Genomic DNA, 17,973 nt, shown 5'->3' on the forward strand with positions numbered 1-17,973 from the left:
TCTGAGACATGTTCTACCGTGAAGCCGGGGATTTCAAAGTCTCCTATGCCGATGACAGCCAGACCTTCCCGATCAAATTCGACCGCTACCGGTACTATGTGGTGCTGGCCGTGGCCTTTGGCATCATCCCGTTCCTGATCAACGATTACTGGGCCAATGCGATCCTGCTGCCGTTCCTGATCTATTCGATTGCCGCGATCGGGCTGAACATTCTGGTCGGCTACTGCGGGCAGGTGAGCCTGGGAACCGGCGGGTTCATGGCTGTTGGCGCCTATGCCTGCTACAAGCTGATGACCGCCTTTCCCGAAGTCAGCATGTTCATCCATGTGGTCCTGGCGGGCGGCATCACCGCTGGCGTCTGTGTGCTGTTCGGCCTGCCCAGCTTGCGCATCAAGGGGTTCTACCTGGCGGTGGCGACGCTGGCGGCGCAGTTCTTTCTGGTGTGGCTGTTCAACCGGGTGCCATGGTTCTACAACTACTCCGCCTCGGGGCAGATCAACGCGCCGGAGCGGGATACTTTCGGCATCCTGATCACCGGCCCCAATGCGCCGGCCTGGGCCACTTATCTGTTCTGCCTGATCTTCCTGACTGTTTGCGCGCTGGTCGCCCGCAACCTGACCCGCGGCACCGTGGGCCGCAGCTGGATGGCGATCCGCGACATGGATATCGCCGCCGAGATCATCGGGGTGAACCCGCTGAAGGCCAAATTGACCGCCTTTGCCGTCTCCGGCTTCTTCATCGGCATCTCCGGCGCGCTGTTCTTTGCGGTCTACCTGGGCGCAGTCGAGGTCGGCGAGGCCTTTGGCATCAGTAAGTCCTTCCTGGTGCTGTTCATGGTGATTATCGGCGGGCTGGGTTCGATCTTCGGCTCCTTTGCCGGCGCCGCCTTCCTGGTGCTGCTGCCGGTGATCCTGAAAGTTGTGGGCGTGGATTTGCTGAACTGGCCCACTGACATCGTGGCGCATTTCCAGCTGGTGATCGTCGGCGCGCTGATCATCGTCTTCCTGATCGCGGAGCCGCACGGCATGGCGCAGCTGTGGCGCGTCGCCAAGGAGAAACTGAGACTGTGGCCGTTCCCGCACTGATGCGGGCGGCCTGAGAGCTGGCGGGGAGAAAAGCAAGACCACCCCCGTTTTTGGAAACCATCGGATAAGACCAAAGGGAGGATTTAAGCCGATGAAAAAGACACTGACCACACTGGCGCTGGGCGCCGCGATGGCAGCCGGTCCGGCAATGGCGGACCTGGTGTTCCCGGACCTCAGCTACCGGACCGGGCCTTATGCGGCGGGCGGCATCCCGTTCTCGGATGGCTACAACGACTATTTCACCCTGCTGAACGAGCGCGATGGCGGCATCGGCGGTGTGCCGGCCAAGGTGATCGAATGCGAGACCGGCTATAACACCGAAAAAGGCGTGGAATGCTATGAGTCCACCAAGGGCCAGGGCGCGCTGATCTATCAGCCGCTGTCCACCGGCATTACCTACCAGCTGATCCCCAAGGTGACCGCGGACAACATCCCGCTGCACACCATGGGCTATGGCCGGACTTCGGCCGCGAACGGCGAAGTGTTCAGCCATGTGTTCAACTATCCGGCCAACTACTGGAACGGTGCCTCGGGCGTGGTGAACTACTTGCTGGAATCCAACGGCGGCGACATCAGCGGCAAGAAAATTGCGCTGGTCTACCACAACTCCGCCTATGGCAAGGAGCCGATCCGCACTCTGGAAGAGCTGTCCAAGAAGCATGGCTTTGAGCTGATTGCCCTTCCGGTGGATCACCCGGGCCAGGAGCAGAAGTCGCAGTGGCTGCAGATCCGCCGCGAGCGTCCCGACAATGTCGTGATGTGGGGCTGGGGCGTGATGAACCAGGTGGCGATCCAGGAAGCTGCCAACATCCGTTTCCCGATGGAGAACTTCATCGGCGTGTGGTGGTCCGGTGCCGAGCATGATGTTATGCCGGCAGGCGACAAGGCCGATGGCTATAAGGCGGTGACTTTCCACAACGTGGGCCGCGACTTCCCGGTGTTTGACGACATCCAGAAATATGTCGTGGATGCAGGCAAGGCCGCGGGTGCCGGCGATCAGGTCGGCAACGTCCTGTATAACCGCGGCATGTACGCGGCGATGCTCGCAGCTGAGGCCGCCAAGACCGCGCAGGAAATCCATGGCACCGCGGACATCACAGCGGCGATGATGCGCGACGGCATGGAAGCGCTGGTGATCGATGAAGCCAAGATGGAAGCGCTGGGGATGCCGAACTTCGGCCCGACCTTCAACGTGTCCTGCGACAACCACGGCGGCCCCGGCCTTGTGGGCGTGACCCAGTGGGATGCGGAGAGCAAGACCTGGTCGCTGATCTCGGACTTCAAACCCTCTGACACCGAAGTGATCGGCAAGCTGATCGAGGAAGATTCGGGCGCCTACGCGGCTGAAAACAACATCGAGCCCCGCTGCAACTAAGGGCTTGGCGGCCCTGCCTTGGCAGGGCCGGGAACAACCGGCGCGGCGGGGGGCCGCCGCGCTGCGCAAACAGGGTTCCGGCTCAGGTCCGGGACAGGCATGAGGACACGCTTTGATGCTGGATGCAGCGAACACCGCCGCCGACACCGCCGATGTGCAGGCCGAGACCCTGCTGGAGGTCAACAATATCGAGGTGATCTACAATCATGTGATCCTCGTCCTGAAGGGCGTGAGCCTGAATGTGCCCAAGGGCGGCATCACCGCGCTGCTGGGCGGCAACGGAGCCGGCAAGACCACTACGCTTAAGGCGGTGTCGAACCTGCTGCACTCGGAACGCGGCGAGGTCACCAAGGGCTCGATCAAGTACCGCGGCGAGCATGTGCATGAGCAGGACCCGGCAGAGCTGGTGAAAAAGGGCGTCATCCAGGTGATGGAAGGCCGACATTGTTTCGAGCACCTGACGGTAGAGGAAAACCTGCTGACCGGCGCCTATACCCGTTCGGACGGCGGCGCGAACATCCAGAAAGACCTTGAGATGGTATACAGCTACTTCCCGCGCCTGAAGGAACGCCGCAAGAGCCAGGCGGGCTACACCTCGGGCGGCGAGCAGCAGATGGTGGCGATGGGCCGGGCGCTGATGAGCCGCCCGGAGACGATCCTGCTGGATGAACCCTCGATGGGATTGGCACCGCAGCTTGTGGAGCAGATTTTCGAGATCGTGAAGTCGATCAATGAGCAGGAGGGCGTGACCTTTCTGCTGGCTGAGCAGAACACCAACGTCGCCCTGCGCTATGCCCACTATGGCTACATCCTGGAGTCGGGCCGGGTTGTGATGGATGGGCCCGCGGCAGAGCTGCGCGAGAACCCGGACGTGAAGGAATTTTACCTCGGCATGTCGGATGAGGGGCGCAAGAGCTTCCGCGACGTGCGGTCCTACCGCCGCCGCAAGCGGTGGCTGAGCTGATGCGGGATGGTGATGTGATGAGCTATTTTGATACGCTTGAAACCCGCAGTGCCGACGAACGCGCTGCAGATCTGGCCAGGGCGCTGCCGGACCAGATTACCCGCGCCAAAACCGCGGCTGGTTATGCCGGATTGCTGGAGGGCGTAGACCCGGCAGCCGTGACCTCAACTGAGGCACTCGCGAAACTGCCGGTGCTGCGCAAGTCGGAGCTGAGCCGGGCACAGGCGGAAAATCCGCCCTTTGGCGGCTTTACCGTGAAGCCTGCGCATGGTTTTGCCCATGTCTTCCAAAGCCCCGGCCCGATTTATGAGCCGGGCGGGGTGGACGGCGACTGGTGGCGGATGGGGCGGTTCCTGAACGCCTGCGGCATCGGTCAGGGCGATGTGGTGCAGAACTGTTTCGGCTACCACCTGACGCCCGCCGGCATGATCTTTGAAAACGGCGCCCGGGCGGTTGGAGCGGCAGTGCTTCCCGCCGGCACCGGCCAGACTGAGTTGCAGGTGACCGCCGCGCGCGATGTCGGCGCCACGGCCTACGCAGGCACGCCGGATTACCTGAAGGTGATCTTGGACAAGGCCGATGCGATGGGTGTGGAGCTGGCGTTCTCTAAGGCGGCGGTGGGCGGCGGCGCGCTGTTCCCGTCCTTGCGCCAGGAATATGCCGATCGCGGGATCTCCTGCCTGCAATGCTACGCCACTGCGGACTTGGGCAACATCGCCTACGAAAGCCCGGCGATGGAGGGAATGATCGTCGACGAGCACGTGATCGTCGAGATTGTCACCCCCGGCACCGGCAATCCGGTGGCACCGGGTGAGGTGGGCGAGGTGGTGGTGACCACGTTGAATCCTGATTACCCGCTGATCCGATTTGCCACCGGCGATCTGAGTGCCGTGATGCCGGGTGCCTCGCCCTGCGGGCGCACCAATTTGCGGATCAAGGGCTGGATGGGCCGTGCCGATCAGACCACCAAGATCAAGGGCATGTTCGTGCGGCCCGAACAGGTCGCAGCGCTGGTCGGCAAGCATGACGAGATCGTCAAGGCCCGCGTCATTGCCAGCCGTGATGGCGAGATGGATGCGATGACGGTGCAAATCGAAGCCGCGGGCGGCGACATAGCGGCCTTTTCCCGCTCGGTGGTCGAAGTGCTGAAGCTCAAGGGCAAGGTCGAGGTGGTGGCACCGGGTGCGCTGCCCAAGGACGGCCTGGTGATCGAGGATCGGCGGACCTACGACTGATCCGCTTGGAATTTCCGAAATGGACGGGCGCCGGGCGAGGGCGCCCGTTTGCCGTTCCGGGCAGGGACAGGGAGCCAAGGCGCTTTCTGGCTGGAATTTCTGACTGGAATAGTCGTAATAGGGCGATGCAAACTATCAGCCGGACCCCAAGACTGCTTCAAAATGACTGCCGCGAATGACCCCATAGAATACGCCCCCAAGGGGCGCCGCCGCGTCGGCAAGTCCGGCGGCGGCGTCTTTGCCGTGCTGGCCTGGACAGTGGCGCTGTCCTGTGTGCTGCCGATGCTGGCGGTGGCGCTGGCGGCGGCGTTTGGCGGAACCGAGACGATCAGCCATTTGGCCGGCACGGTGCTGCCAGGCTATTCGCTGACCACTCTGGCGCTGGTTGGAATGGTGGCGCTTGGCACCTTTTCGGTTGGCACCGGAGCTGCTTGGCTGGTGACGATGGCGCGCTTTCCCGGTGCGCGGTTTCTGGAAGTTGCTCTGGTGCTGCCGCTGGCCTTCCCCGCCTATGTGCTGGCCTATGCCTATACCCATATCCTGGACCATCCCGGCATCGTGCAATCGGCCTTGCGCGAGGCAACCGGCTGGGGACCGCGGGATTACTGGTTCCCGGAGATCCGCTCTACCGGCGGTGCGGCGGCGATGCTGGTGCTGGTGCTGTATCCTTATGTCTACCTGCTGGCGCGGGCGGCGTTTCTGCAGCAGAGCGCAGGGGCCTTTCTGGCAGCGCGGGCGCTGGGGAAGAACGCCTGGCAGGCGTTCTGGATGGTCAGCCTGCCGATGGCGCGGCCTGCGATTGCATCCGGCGTGCTGCTGGCGGTGATGGAGACCATCGCAGATTTCGGCACGGTGTCCTATTTCGGGGTGCAGACCTTTGCCACCGGCATTTACACCAGCTGGTTCTCGCTGGGCGACCGGGGCGGAGCGGCGCAGCTGGCGCTGTGCCTCTTGGGCTTTGCCCTGACGCTGGCGGTAGTGGAGCGCGCGACCCGCGGGCGAGCGAAGTACCACCATGCGGGCAAGCACCACAACCAGATGCTGCCGGCGGAGCTGGGCGGGTTCAGGGCGGCGGTGGCCATCTTTTTCTGCGCGGTGCCGGTGGTGCTGGGGTTCCTGCTGCCGGTGGCGGTGCTGCTCCTGATGAGCTTTGACTCCGAACAAAACCTGCTCAGCCGCCGCTATATCGATTTTACCACCAATTCTATCACCCTTGCTGCGTCGGCGGCAGTGCTGACGGTGGCGGCTGCGGTGTGTCTCGGGTTTTATCAGCGGCTGCGGCCCGGCCGGGTATCCGCTGCTGCGGCCTATTTCGCCCGGCTGGGCTATGCGGTGCCTGGCGGGGTGATCGCGGTGGGGCTGATCGTGCCTTTTGCGGCTTTCGACAACGCGGTGGATGCCTGGATGCGGGAGGCTTTCGGCATCCGGACCGGGCTGTTGGTCACCGGTTCCATCTGGCTGCTGGTAGCGGCTTATGGCGTGCGCTTCATGGCGGCGGCGCTGGGGGCCTATGAAGGCGGGCAGGCCACCATGCATTCCAATATGGATGCGGCGGCGCGCTCGCTGGGGCAGGGTCCTATGGGGATGCTGCGCCGGGTGCATTTACCGATTCTGACTCCCAGCCTGCTGACGGCGCTGTTGATCGTTTTCGTGGATGTGATGAAAGAGCTGCCCGCGACGCTGATCATGCGGCCGTTCAATTTCGACACGCTGGCGGTGCAGGCGCACCGGCTGGCCGCGGACGAACGGCTCGAGGGCGCTGCGGTGCCTTCGCTGGTGATCATGGCGGTTGGCTTGCTGCCGGTGATCCTAATCTGCCGCCAGGTGGGGCGGCGGCGCTAGGCGCAAGAATTTCAAGTAAAACTTCTGCCGGGAAAAATCAGAATTTTCCTGGATCGGCAGATCAGGCCGCCCACCAGGCCTCAATCTCGTCGCGGGAAACCCGGTCGGACGGGCCAAGGCCCACCAGGACGGTTTCTTCGGCCTGGCAGCGTTTGGCCTCGACATGGCGGCCGACCACATGCAGCTCATAGGCGCCGCCGGTGGTCAGAACAAACCCCTTCATCCGGTAGAGCCCTGCAGGCCGGTCTGCCAGCTTGTCTCCCAGCGCACGGCGGTCCAGCACGGCACGGCTGCGGTGCTGCCAGGTGGCATAAGCGGGGTGGGCGGCAACCGCGCGGCCCTTGGGCAGCGGCACCACGTCAAACAGCAGTTCTGCCACGGGTATGCCGTTCAGCACCGTCGGCGTGCGGGCGCCGGCTGTTTTCAGCATGGCGCCAAGCGTATCGGAGATCTCATCGCATTTGGTGGCGATCACCAGGTCCGCAGCGCGGATCTGTTGCTCTGCCTGCGGTGCAACCAGAGGATCGTTCAGCAGCGTTTCCGCGTTCTCCGCATCCACCAGGGTGACGATGCCGCCATAGCTGAGCCCGGTTTCATTCAGCACGGTATTGGCGATGGCAACCGGGTCGGCAATGCCGCTGGCCTCGATCACCAAGTGATCCGGACGCTGCGGACGGGTCAGAATATCGCGCAGCGCGGCGGAGAGGTCATCCTCCATCGAGCAGCAGACGCAGCCATTGGAGAGCGCCAGCTTGCCGCCGTCAGTGTCTTGGATCAGGGCGTCATCTATGTTGATTGCCCCGAAGTCATTCACGATCACGGCCAGCTTCAGCCCGTGATCCTCCTGCAGCAAGCGGTTGATCAGGGTGGTTTTGCCCGCGCCCAGATACCCGCTGATAATCGTTACCGGCAACCGGTTCATAAGCTCTGTTCCCCCAGAGTGCGGCATGCTACCGGCGGCACGTTTGCCCCCGAATTTCAAGATGCGCGAACGTATAGGGGGCCGGTGCAATTGGGTCTAGGGAAAGCTGGGATTGCATTGAACTTTTGATAACCTGGCAGCTGCCGTGCCATTCCGGGACCGTACAGCTGCAAAAAAAGCGCGGCGGGGGCCGCGCTTTTCCGGATCCTGCGGGCCGGTATTATTTCCAGCCGACGTCGTTGAAGATCTTCTGTGCCTCGGGGAGATTCTCGGCGACCTCCGAGAGGTTCACGTCATCCGGCTTGAAATGGCCCAATGCTGCGATCGACGGGGCCAGGCCGACGCCCGGAACTGCCGGGTACTCGTCATTGCCGGCCGAGAAGTACTCTTGGGCGGAATCGCTGGCGAGGTACTCCAGGAACCTGACGGCGTTGTCCTTGTTCGGTGCATGCGCGGCCACTCCGCCGCCGGACAGGTTCATATGCGCGCCCTCGGTGTTTTGCGAGGGGAACAGCCAGCCGATCTGGTCGCGGTTCTCGGAGATGCCCTTGACGTCCTTGCGGATCGAACGGGCGAAGTAATAGCTGTTGGCTACCGCGATATCGCATTCGCCGGAGATGATGCCGCGCATCTGGTCGGTGTCGCCGCCCTGCGGGTCGCGGGCCATGTTGGCGACCACGCCTTCAGCCCATTCGCGGGCCTTCTCAGCGCCGTGATGGGTCACGATCGATGCCAGCAGGGTCTGGTTGTAGGTGTTTTTGGAGGAGCGGATGCAAACCTTGCCCTTATACGCGGGATCGGCCAGGTCCAGATAGGTCAGCGGCGGGTTTGCGACCTCAGCCTTGTCGTAGAAGATGATGCGGGAGCGCTGGCTGAAACCGAACCACTGATTGTCCTCGTCCTGCAGATAGGCGGGCACGCGGGCCTCCAGCACTTCGCTGTCGATGCTTTGCAGCACACCGGCGTTCTTGGCCCGGGCCAGGCGCGAGGTATCGACGGTGATCAGAATGTCGGCGGGAGAGTTCTCGCCCTCGGCATTCATCCGGGCGATCAGCTCATCCGCGTTGCCTTCGATGCGGTTGATGGTGATGCCGGTAGCTTCTTCGAAATCCGAATAGAGCTGTTCGTCGGTGTCATAGTGGCGCGACGAATAGATGTTCAACTCGCCTTCGGCAGCAGCGGTGGTGGCAATGGCCGCGGTCAGCGCGCCGGCCAGTACGGTGGTGGCTTTCAGCATTGGGTGTCCCGTTCTTCAGTGGCTTTTATTCCGACTGAAATAGTCAATTAAAGGAATTTCCGAAGGATGCAATGAATTTCCGACAAAAGAGATCGGATAATTTGCCGCGACGATGCATGGGGGCTTCGGAAACCATACCGGACCCAGGCCGCTGCTGTTGGGGCGCGATACCGGGTCTGCCAGGAAACGGTTAGCTTCGCCGGCCCGTCGCCGGTCTTCTGGCGGATCCACGCCCGAGGCCGCCAAGCATCGCCCGGCGTCAGCCGGTGGATCCGCGGGCGCAGGAGTGTGTCATTTTCTTTTGATCGGGAAACATCGGCGCCAAACGAAAAAAAACCGCATCGGATGATGCGGTTTTCTGCGTGTCGCTGTGTCGGATCTTAACCCTGGCGCGCTTTGAACTTGCGCTGGGTCTTGTTGATCACGTAGACGCGGCCCTTGCGGCGCACTACCCGGCAGTCGCGGTGCCGGTTCTTCAGCGAACGGAGCGAGTTCTTGACCTTCATGGTCTCTCTCCTTGTCTGCGGCGCGAACCAGCGCCTGGGTTGCGGGTGCCTTGGCCGTGGCCCGGGCAGTGAATGGAATGGTGGGCGATACAAGGATCGAACTTGTGACCCCTTCGATGTCAACGAAGTGCTCTACCGCTGAGCTAATCGCCCACTCTGGCCTGCGCGCCATCCGGCCCCTTAGAAGTGCAAGGGGCGCGGGGTGCCGCGCCGGTGAAGGGGTCTATAAATAGAGTCGCAGACGGGTGCAAGAGCTTTTGACCGCAGAAATTTCCGCTCTATGCTGTTTCTTGCAAAAGAAGCACCGGAGCAAGGATGCCTGATACAGCGTTTTCCGTGAACTTGCCGCAGAAACTGGCGTCAGCCGTGGTTTTTGCCTCTCCGCACAGCGGTACCGACTACACCGATTCCTTTCTGGCCCAGTCGATTCTGGGGCGGAAAGTGATCCGCAGCTCGGAAGACGCCTTTGTCGACCGGCTGTTTGCGGCCGCGCCGGATTTCGGCGCGCCGCTGCTGACGGCGGTCAAGCCGCGCGCCTATCTGGATCTGAACCGCTCACCGGATGAACTGGATCCGGCGGTGATCGAAGGGGTGCAGCGGCGCGGGCAGAACCCGCGGGTGGCATCTGGCCTGGGTGTCATTCCCCGGGTGGTGGCGAATGGGCGTGCAATCTATCGCGGCAAGCTGACGCTGGCTGAGGCGGAACAGCGGATCAGGTGCTGCTGGCATCCCTATCATAAGGCGCTGAAGGGGCTTCTGGATCAGGCACACCGGCAGTTCGGGCAGGCGATTCTGGTGGATTGCCACTCGATGCCGCATGAAGCGGTCGATACGATGGCGCCCTGCGGTTCCGGCAAGCCCGAGGTGGTGCTGGGCGACCGGTTTGGCGCTGCGGCCGACAACAGCATAGTGGACCGGATAGAGGCAGCCTTTGCCGCGGCCGGATTGAGGGTTGCCCGCAATACGCCCTTTGCCGGTGCCTATATAGCGCAGACTTATGGCCGCCCGTCGCGGCGCCAGCACGCGGTCCAGATCGAGATCGACCGGGCGCTTTACATGGATGAAGCCAATGTCTGCCCCAACGCGAATTTCGAACCTTTGCAGCAGCTGCTGCGCCAGGTGATCGCCGAGATTGCGATGATCGGGCGTGAAGAGATGCCGCTGGCGGCGGAGTGAAAAGGAACCGGTCTGTCGCTCAGCGCAGTGCGCGGCCTTTCAGGATCGCCCCCTCCCCAAACCGCTTGCGGATCGCGTCGGTGGCGCGTTCCGCTTTGGCCCGTTTGCCTGCCTGGGGATCCAAAAGGTCGCCGGTCTCGTCGGCTTGCGATTCGGGCACCAGATCAGAGATGCCGCAGCCCAGCAGCCGGTAGGGGCCTTCATTGCCGACCTGGCCAAGCAAATTTCGGGCGGTACGGTAGATCCGGTCAGCGATTTGCGTGGGACTGTGCAGTGTTACCCGCCGGGTCAGTGCGGAATGGTTGGCGCGCTTCAGCTTGAGGGTGACAACCCGGCCTGCCAGCTCGCGCGCCTTGGCGCGGTCCGAAACCTTCTCGGCCAGCCGCCACAAGTGGCCGTCGAGCACCTCCAGGCAGGCAGTATCCTCGAAGAAAGTGGTTTCGTTGGAGATCGATTTGATCGGGGCGTGGGCCGACACCCGCCGCCGGTCCTGGCCGCGGGCAAGGTGCCAGAGACGGTCGCCCATCGAACCGAAACGGCTGTGCAGCGCGTCCCGGTCCCAGCGCAGCAAATCCGAAAACGTGCGGATGCCGGCCTTGTCCAGGCTGGCCTGGGCGGCCGGCCCGATGCCCCAGATCAGGCGCACCGGTTTTTCGCGCAGAAAGTCATTCGTCTCTGCCTTGCCGATCACCGAAAATCCGCGTGGCTTGTCGAGGTCTGAGGCGACCTTGGCCAGGAACTTGTTGTGGGAAAGACCGATGGAGCCGGTGACGCCCAATTCGTCTTTCATGCGTTTGACCAGCCGGGCGAGCATGACAGCGGGCGGCATCCCGTGCAGCTTTTCGGTACCGCCAAGATCCATGAAGGCCTCATCCAGCGACAATGGCTCCACCTCCGGGGTGAGTTCATTCATCATTTTCCGGATTTCGCGGCTGACCTCGGCGTAGACGTTCATCCGCGGCTTGATCACGACCGCATCAGGGCACAGTTTCAGCGCCTGGAACATCGGCATGGCGGAGCGCACCCCGCGGATACGGGCGACATAACAGGCGGTGGAGACCACCCCGCGCTTGCCTCCGCCGATGATCACCGGTTTGGCGGCAAGCTCCGGGTTGCCGCGTTTTTCGACGCTGGCATAAAAGGCGTCGCAGTCCATGTGCGCGATGGTGAGGGAAAATAGCTCCGCATGCGTCTTGATCCGCGGGCTGCCGCAATGAGGGCAGCGCCGGGCGGGGGGGATCTGGTTCAGGCAGTCTCGGCAGAGGGCATGCATGGGTGCGGGCAGCTGATTTCGTGGATGGCCAGTGTAGCTTGCGGCTGAGGGCTTGTCTTTAGCGCGGCAGGCGGCCAAGTGACAGATCATGGCATTTGCAAAACACGATTTTTCCGGCGCAAAGCTGGCTCTGTTTCTGGGCGGGGACCTGCTGGTTATCCTGCGCGATGATAAGCAGGAGATTCCCTATCCCGGGCATTGGGACCTGCCGGGCGGCGGCCGGGAAGGCGGGGAAAGCCCAGAGGCCTGTGCGCTGCGGGAAACCCGGGAGGAAGTTGGACTGGAGCTGCCGCCGCAGGTGCTGGTCTGGTCAAAAGCGTTTCAACGCCCGCATGGGCAGGTCTGGTTTTTCGCTGCACATCTCCCCGCCGCGGCGGCTGGCCGGATCCGGTTCGGGGATGAGGGGCAGGGATGGGCACTGATGGCGCCGGAGGCCTATTGCGCGCATCCTTTGGCAGTGCCGCATTTTGCAGAACGCCTGCAGGAATACCTTGCGGTGTGGCGGGGCTGACAGGGGGCTGGAAAGAAAGATCCCCCGCTGGTTGGCGGGGGGAGGTGACGGACCTCAGGAAGAAAAGCCCGTCTGGGGAGTGTCTCAAGTCCAGAATCGCCCACCCGCCTGTGTTTCGCAAAGTTTGCAGGACCGGGCGGGGTCTGCGGGTTTTTCAGGTGTGCCTTTTCGGGCACAGGACGATTTGGCGCAGAGTTTCGGACCATGGCGGGTTTCGCCAGCGAAAAGAGGATCTTGACGTGGCGTCACCCCGGGCGCGCGCTTTGGCAGTGAGAAAAAGATGCCCTTGCCGCTCATTTTTATTTCTGCCTGTTTTTTAGGCAAGACGCTGTCTGGGCCAGCCACAGCGCAGGCGGGACCGGCAGGACCGGGGGCGTCTCAGCCGCAGTTCGTCTGTTGGGGTTGCGTGGCAGCCAGCTCTGCCAGGATGGCCTCAGCTGCGGCGCGCGGGCTGTCTGCCTTCCAGATCGGGCGGCCGACAACGATGTGGTCGGCGCCATCACCAATGGCACGGGCGGGGGTGGCGACGCGCTTCTGGTCACCGAGGTCGGCACCTGCAGGACGGACGCCCGGGGTGACGATCAGCTTGCCTTCGGCCTCGGGCAGGGCGCGGATCAGCGCGGCCTCCTGCGGGCTGGCGATCACCCCGTCAGCGCCGGCGGCAAAGGCGTTGCCGGCCCGCTCCAGGACCAGCTCCTGCACCGCGCCGTCCTTGATCAGTGCGCCGTCCAGATCCTGTCGGTCGAGCGAGGTGAGGATGGTGACGGCAAGAATCTTGAGGTCCTTGCCCGCCGCGCCTTCTTTAGCGGCGCGCACCACGTAGGGGTCGCCATGCACGGTGAGGAAGTCGAGATCAAACTGCGCCAGGCCGCGCACCGCGTTTTCCACGGTGGCGCCGATGTCGAACAGCTTCATGTCGAGGAAGATGCGCTTGCCGTGCTCCTGCTTCAGCTCATTGGCCAGCGCCAGCCCACCGCCGGTGAGCATGCCGAGGCCGATCTTGTAGAAGGAGACCGCATCGCCCAGCTGTTCGGCCAGCTTCAGCCCGTCCAGCGCGTTGGGGACGTCCATGGCAACAATCAGGCGGTCGTCGGCGCGCGGGGTTTGGGTCATGGGGCGGTCCTTTTGCAGCGGGTGTGGCGTGAAACTGGCGTTTCATACGCAAGGGGGGCCTGTTCGGCAAGGTGTGGATGCGGTGGTGGGCGCTCCCGCATCTGAAGATGCCCCTAAGGGGCATATTACAGATTTTGGGCCCGGCGCCGCGCGGGCGCGCGGCGCGGTTGCGCAAGGCGGCTGCCGGCAAGACACAAAGTTGACGCAGGTCAGGGATTTGCTCACCTTTTGCGCGCAGAATGGGTTGAAGCGGCGGGATCGCTTCCCAAATTGAACCTTGAGGCCCGGACCGGGGCGTGCCGCCTAGCGGGCGCTGCCAAACATCGGGCGCTTGAAAAAGGAGAGCAAGATGGACTTGAACAAGTTCACTGAGCGTGCACGCGGATTCGTGCAGGCGGCGCAGACCATTGCGATGCGCGAGGGGCACCAGCGGCTGGTGCCGGAGCATATTCTGAAAGCACTGATGGATGACGATCAGGGGCTGGCGAGCAACCTGATCTCCCGGGCGGGCGGCGCGCCTGCGCGCGTGGCTGAGGCAGTTGAAGCTGCGGTTGCCAAGCAGCCCAAGGTGAGCGGCGATGCGGCGCAGATTTATTTGGACGGCCAGACCGCCAAGGTGCTGGATGAGGCCGCAAAGATTGCGGAGAAGGCGGGCGACAGCTTTGTGCCGGTTGAACGGCTGCTGATGGCGCTGTGCATGGTGAAATCCAAGGCCAAGGACGCCTTGGAAGCCGGAGCCGTGTCCGCGCAGAAGCTGAATGAGGCGATCAACGATATCCGCAAGGGGCGCACGGCGGATTCCGCAACGGCCGAGGAAGGCTATGACGCGCTGAAGAAATACGCCCGCGATCTGACAGAGGCAGCCCGCGAGGGCAAGATCGACCCGATCATCGGGCGTGACGAGGAAATCCGCCGCTCGATGCAGGTGCTGAGCCGCCGGACCAAGAACAATCCCGTTCTGATCGGTGAGCCGGGCGTGGGCAAGACCGCGATTGCCGAGGGCATGGCGCTGCGCATCATCAATGGCGATGTGCCCGAATCCCTGCGCGACAAGAAGCTGCTGTCGCTGGACATGGGCGCGCTTATTGCCGGAGCGAAATACCGCGGCGAATTCGAAGAGCGTCTGAAGGCGGTTCTGACCGAGGTGACTGAGGCCGCGGGCGAGATCATCCTGTTCATCGACGAGATGCATACGCTGGTCGGCGCCGGTAAATCCGACGGCGCCATGGATGCGGCCAACCTGATCAAACCGGCTCTGGCGCGCGGCGAGCTGCATTGCGTTGGCGCGACAACGCTGGATGAATACCGTAAATATGTGGAGAAGGACGCAGCCCTGGCTCGACGCTTCCAGCCGGTGATGGTAACGGAGCCGACGGTTGAGGACACCGTCTCGATCCTGCGCGGAATCAAGGAGAAGTACGAGCTGCACCATGGGGTGCGCATCGCCGATGCGGCCTTGGTGGCAGCGGCGACTCTGTCGAACCGCTATATCACCGACCGCTTCCTGCCGGACAAGGCGATCGACCTGGTGGACGAAGCCGCCGCGCGGCTGCGGATGCAGGTGGATTCGAAACCGGAAGAGCTGGATGCGCTGGACCGGCAGATCCTGCAGATGCAGATCGAGGAAGAGGCGCTGAAGCTGGAAGACGACGCAGCCTCCAAGGGCCGGCTGGAGAAGCTTCAGAAGGAACTGGCTGAACTGCAGGAGCAGTCTGCCGAGATGACCGCGCAGTGGCAGTCGGAGCGGGACAAGCTGGCCTCGGCCCGCGACTTGAAAGAGCAGCTGGACCGCGCCCGTGCCGAGCTCGACATCGCCAAGCGGGAGGGCAACCTCGCCAAAGCCGGGGAACTGTCCTATGGCGTCATTCCCGGGCTGGAGAAGCAGCTGGCGGACGCCGAGAAACAGGAAGAGAAGGGGCTGATGGTCGAGGAGGCCGTGAGGCCCGAGCAGATCGCCGCGGTGGTTGAGCGCTGGACCGGCATTCCGACCTCCAAGATGCTGGAGGGGGAACGCGAGAAGCTGTTGCGCATGGAGGATGAGCTGCACCGCCGGGTGATCGGCCAGAATGCTGCCGTGACCGCGGTAGCTAATGCGGTGCGCCGGGCGCGGGCCGGCCTCAATGACGAGAACCGGCCGCTGGGCTCCTTCCTGTTCCTCGGGCCGACCGGCGTCGGCAAGACTGAGCTGACCAAGGCGGTTGCCGGCTTCCTGTTCGACGATGAGCACGCGATGGTGCGCGTCGACATGTCGGAGTTCATGGAGAAACACTCGGTCGCCCGTCTGATCGGTGCGCCGCCGGGCTATGTCGGATATGACGAGGGCGGGGTGCTGACTGAGGCTGTGCGCCGCCGGCCCTATCAGGTGGTGCTGTTCGACGAGGTCGAGAAGGCGCATCCGGATGTGTTCAATGTGCTGTTGCAGGTTCTGGATGATGGCGTTCTGACCGATGGCCAGGGCCGTACCGTGGACTTCAAGCAAACGCTGATCATCCTCACGTCGAATCTCGGCGCGCAGGCGCTCAGCCAGCTGCCGGACGGTGCCGATGCCTCGGAGGCCAAGCGCGACGTGATGGACGCGGTGCGCGCCCATTTCCGGCCCGAGTTCCTGAATCGTCTGGATGAGACCATCATTTTCGACCGCCTGAACCGCAAGGACATGGACGGCATAGTCGAAATTCAGCTGGCCCGGCTGCTCAAGCGGCTCGCGGCGCGCAACATCGCCTTGGAGCTGGACGCGGCAGCCAAGACCTGGCTGGCGGATGAAGGTTATGACCCGGTGTTCGGCGCACGTCCCCTGAAGCGGGTGATTCAGCGTGCATTGCAGAACCCGCTTGCCGAAGCCCTGCTGGGCGGTGAGATCAGGGACGGCCATACCGTTCCGGTCACAGCTGGCAGCGAGGGGCTGATCATCGGTGACCGTCTGGGGACGTCAGAGAGGCCCAGACCCGACGATGCCGTGGTGCATTGAGAGGCGCAGAAAGAGGAAAGCCCGCCCGCGATGGCGGGCTTTTTAATATTAGATGCCGTCGGCAACTTCAAAAGGCGCATCTGCCTTGCTCCGGATCGATGCTCTAGCACTTCCTCTACAAAAATAGTTTTGATGAGATTGGAAGCTGACAGCGATTGTTCTTCCCTCAGGCGGCAGCGAATATCCAACCGACATTTAATGTTAGTGCTGCTACGAACGAACCTTTTTCCGTAGCCGCCAGTTTGAGTCGGGCGTCTGCGCGATCTTCATTGAGGGCTTAGTTGGCCGCCTGCACAGCATTTTCAAAGGCCAACAATGTTGGCGTTAAATCGCGTACATGGATTTCACCATCGTTGAAGGGGTCTCCTTCAAAGGCAATCGCAAACCGGGCTTTTGTCATTAGTCGCTGCCCTCCCTAATTTGAAACTATTCAATTATAGAGTGAGGTGTGTCTGCGAGACACCCTCAGCGCCTGTAGTTTGAAAGCTCTTTTTGATCAAGATGATGAGGAGCGTGGCTGTAGAAAACGTATGTTACGGCTGTTCTGAATCGCTTCCAAATCGTCCGGGCCTTTGGCCCGGGCCAGCGCCTGACCCCGAGGGTCGGGCGCTGGCGGCGCATTTTTTACCGGACCTCTCTAGGGCAAGTCTTACTCCGCCGCCTCCTTGGCCATCCGCCGCTCATACTTCCGGCGCAGCACTTCCAGGCGCGGCTCCCAGTCATAGCGGGGGTCCTTGGTGGTGGCGGACCAATAGAGCTTGCCGCCATAGCGCCAGGGATCGAGCACGATGCCGTCATAGATGCCGTCGCCCTTGGCGGCGATCACCGCGGTGCTGTGGTCGATGCGGAAATCACTTTTCGGTTCAGCAATGGCGCGCAGCATCGACAGGGTCTGGAAGTTTTCCTGATTGAGGCGGGCCTGCATGTCCTCAGCGTAATGCACGCAAACACCGCGCTCCTTTACGCCGCTGTTCACCAGCGTGTTATGGAGGATCGGCGAAGTGGTGACATTATACTGCTGTGCCAGCTGGGCTGAGTAGCTGTAGGCGATTTCCGCCGCGCGACGGGCTTCGGTCGGGTCCACCTCCGGGTCAAGGGATTGCAAGGCGCGTGCGAGTTCCTCGACATCGTTCTTGGTGGCTGTAGGGCCGGAGGAGCAGCCGGCCAGCGTGGCGGCGGCCAGCATCATTAAGGAAACAAGGAGGGATTTCATGCAGGTCTGCCCGGTGCTGTTTTCGTTTCCGGCCAGCATAATGAAGTCACTCCGGGCTTGCAGCGGGGAAATTTCGCGCAGGCGGCTTATTCCTCGATGGCTTCCTTAACGATTCCGTCAAGAAGCTGCTGGATCAGCTGCATCTCCCCCTGCGGGAAGGCGTGGAAGCCGATGGTGACTTCCTCCGCTTCGGGCAGCTGGGCCACGAAGATATCATAGGGACAGAAGGCGATGTTCATCGGGTCCGCCTCCATCACCTGCCGCGACAGCTTGGCGGAGCAGAAGGAGAATACCTGTGCGTTCTGAAACAGCACAATGTCAGAGCCGACTTCGGCTCGGGTGCGCTCCAGCATTCTGCCCACATTGCTGACATGGTCGATTACCAGCCCGCGGTTTGTGATGGCGTTCTCCAAGCCGAATACCACATCGTCGTAGGACAGTGTTGTGGTGTAGCGCACGGCCTCTTGCGCCACGGCGGACTGGGCAGTGAGGGCAAGGGCCGCTGCGGCAATAAGCTGTTTCACGGTTGGTCTCCCAGGGCAGCTGTGCATGA

Annotated in this window: 16 protein-coding genes and 1 tRNA gene; 8 read left to right on the forward strand and 9 right to left on the reverse strand. The window is 62.6% G+C overall.

Translation table 11 applies throughout. From position 1 onward, the window contains the following. The first annotated feature begins 8 nt into the window (after positions 1-8). From OKQ63_RS00255 to OKQ63_RS00275, 5 genes are all read left to right on the forward strand, one after another. Complete coding sequence (locus OKQ63_RS00255; protein WP_264212007.1) at positions 9-1,085, forward strand: branched-chain amino acid ABC transporter permease; 1,077 nt, start codon at positions 9-11, stop codon at positions 1,083-1,085. 91 nt (positions 1,086-1,176) lie between these two features. Next, on the forward strand, positions 1,177-2,460 hold the full coding sequence (locus OKQ63_RS00260) for an ABC transporter substrate-binding protein (RefSeq protein ID WP_264212008.1): 1,284 nt from the start codon (positions 1,177-1,179) through the stop codon (positions 2,458-2,460). 115 nt (positions 2,461-2,575) lie between these two features. Beyond that, the gene (locus OKQ63_RS00265) at positions 2,576-3,424 is read left to right on the forward strand and encodes an ABC transporter ATP-binding protein (RefSeq protein ID WP_264212009.1); all 849 of its coding nucleotides are present in this window, start codon (positions 2,576-2,578) and stop codon (positions 3,422-3,424) included. Positions 3,425-3,441: 17 nt separating this feature from the next. Continuing rightward, entirely contained in the window at positions 3,442-4,659 is a 1,218-nt protein-coding gene (locus OKQ63_RS00270) for a phenylacetate--CoA ligase family protein (RefSeq protein WP_264212010.1), read from the forward strand. Between the two features lie 162 nt (positions 4,660-4,821). Then, complete coding sequence (locus tag OKQ63_RS00275; protein WP_264212011.1) at positions 4,822-6,501, forward strand: ABC transporter permease; 1,680 nt, start codon at positions 4,822-4,824, stop codon at positions 6,499-6,501. A 61-nt stretch (positions 6,502-6,562) separates the two neighbouring features. Here OKQ63_RS00275 and OKQ63_RS00280 read toward each other — a convergent pair whose 3' ends face one another. The 4 genes from OKQ63_RS00280 to OKQ63_RS00295 form a co-directional block, all read right to left on the reverse strand. After that, positions 6,563-7,423 carry a CobW family GTP-binding protein gene (locus OKQ63_RS00280; RefSeq protein ID WP_264212012.1) on the reverse strand — a complete coding sequence of 287 codons (861 nt, stop codon included), beginning with the start codon at positions 7,421-7,423 and terminating at the stop codon, positions 6,563-6,565. A 220-nt stretch (positions 7,424-7,643) separates the two neighbouring features. Further along, positions 7,644-8,660 carry a Fe(3+) ABC transporter substrate-binding protein gene (locus OKQ63_RS00285; protein WP_264212013.1) on the reverse strand — a complete coding sequence of 339 codons (1,017 nt, stop codon included), beginning with the start codon at positions 8,658-8,660 and terminating at the stop codon, positions 7,644-7,646. Between the two features lie 380 nt (positions 8,661-9,040). After that, the gene (ykgO, locus tag OKQ63_RS00290) at positions 9,041-9,166 is read right to left on the reverse strand and encodes a type B 50S ribosomal protein L36 (RefSeq protein WP_005648635.1); all 126 of its coding nucleotides are present in this window, start codon (positions 9,164-9,166) and stop codon (positions 9,041-9,043) included. Positions 9,167-9,244: 78 nt separating this feature from the next. After that, positions 9,245-9,319, reverse strand: a tRNA-Val gene (locus OKQ63_RS00295). A gap of 162 nt (positions 9,320-9,481) precedes the next feature. On the opposite strand from OKQ63_RS00295, the gene OKQ63_RS00300 reads away from it, so the two are divergent. Beyond that, positions 9,482-10,342, forward strand: a complete 861-nt coding sequence (locus OKQ63_RS00300) for an N-formylglutamate amidohydrolase (protein ID WP_264212014.1) — start codon at positions 9,482-9,484, stop codon at positions 10,340-10,342. Between the two features lie 19 nt (positions 10,343-10,361). On the opposite strand, the gene OKQ63_RS00305 is transcribed toward OKQ63_RS00300, so the two are convergent. Next, positions 10,362-11,615, reverse strand: a complete 1,254-nt coding sequence (locus tag OKQ63_RS00305) for a DNA polymerase IV (RefSeq protein WP_264212015.1) — start codon at positions 11,613-11,615, stop codon at positions 10,362-10,364. A gap of 88 nt (positions 11,616-11,703) precedes the next feature. Here OKQ63_RS00305 and OKQ63_RS00310 point away from each other — a divergent pair, with 88 nt between their 5' ends. Continuing rightward, complete coding sequence (locus OKQ63_RS00310) at positions 11,704-12,126, forward strand: NUDIX hydrolase (protein ID WP_264212016.1); 423 nt, start codon at positions 11,704-11,706, stop codon at positions 12,124-12,126. Positions 12,127-12,504: 378 nt separating this feature from the next. On the opposite strand, the gene pyrF is transcribed toward OKQ63_RS00310, so the two are convergent. Further along, complete coding sequence (gene pyrF / locus OKQ63_RS00315) at positions 12,505-13,239, reverse strand: orotidine-5'-phosphate decarboxylase (protein WP_264212017.1); 735 nt, start codon at positions 13,237-13,239, stop codon at positions 12,505-12,507. Positions 13,240-13,588: 349 nt separating this feature from the next. Between pyrF and clpB the strand changes: the two genes are divergently transcribed. Further along, entirely contained in the window at positions 13,589-16,207 is a 2,619-nt protein-coding gene (clpB, locus tag OKQ63_RS00320) for an ATP-dependent chaperone ClpB (RefSeq protein WP_264212018.1), read from the forward strand. Between the two features lie 277 nt (positions 16,208-16,484). Here clpB and OKQ63_RS00325 read toward each other — a convergent pair whose 3' ends face one another. The 3 genes from OKQ63_RS00325 to OKQ63_RS00335 all read right to left on the reverse strand — a co-directional run bounded on the left by OKQ63_RS00325 (position 16,485) and on the right by OKQ63_RS00335 (position 17,944). Continuing rightward, positions 16,485-16,607: a hypothetical protein gene (locus OKQ63_RS00325; protein WP_264212019.1), complete on the reverse strand. Its 123-nt coding sequence runs from the start codon at positions 16,605-16,607 to the stop codon at positions 16,485-16,487. 249 nt (positions 16,608-16,856) lie between these two features. After that, on the reverse strand, positions 16,857-17,420 hold the full coding sequence (locus OKQ63_RS00330) for a YgdI/YgdR family lipoprotein (RefSeq protein WP_264212020.1): 564 nt from the start codon (positions 17,418-17,420) through the stop codon (positions 16,857-16,859). Between the two features lie 86 nt (positions 17,421-17,506). Continuing rightward, on the reverse strand, positions 17,507-17,944 hold the full coding sequence (locus OKQ63_RS00335) for a DUF302 domain-containing protein (RefSeq protein ID WP_264212021.1): 438 nt from the start codon (positions 17,942-17,944) through the stop codon (positions 17,507-17,509). Positions 17,945-17,973 lie beyond the last annotated feature (29 nt).

The sequence above is a fragment of the Leisingera thetidis genome (genome assembly GCF_025857195.1).
Classification (GTDB): Bacteria; Pseudomonadota; Alphaproteobacteria; order Rhodobacterales; family Rhodobacteraceae; genus Leisingera; species Leisingera thetidis.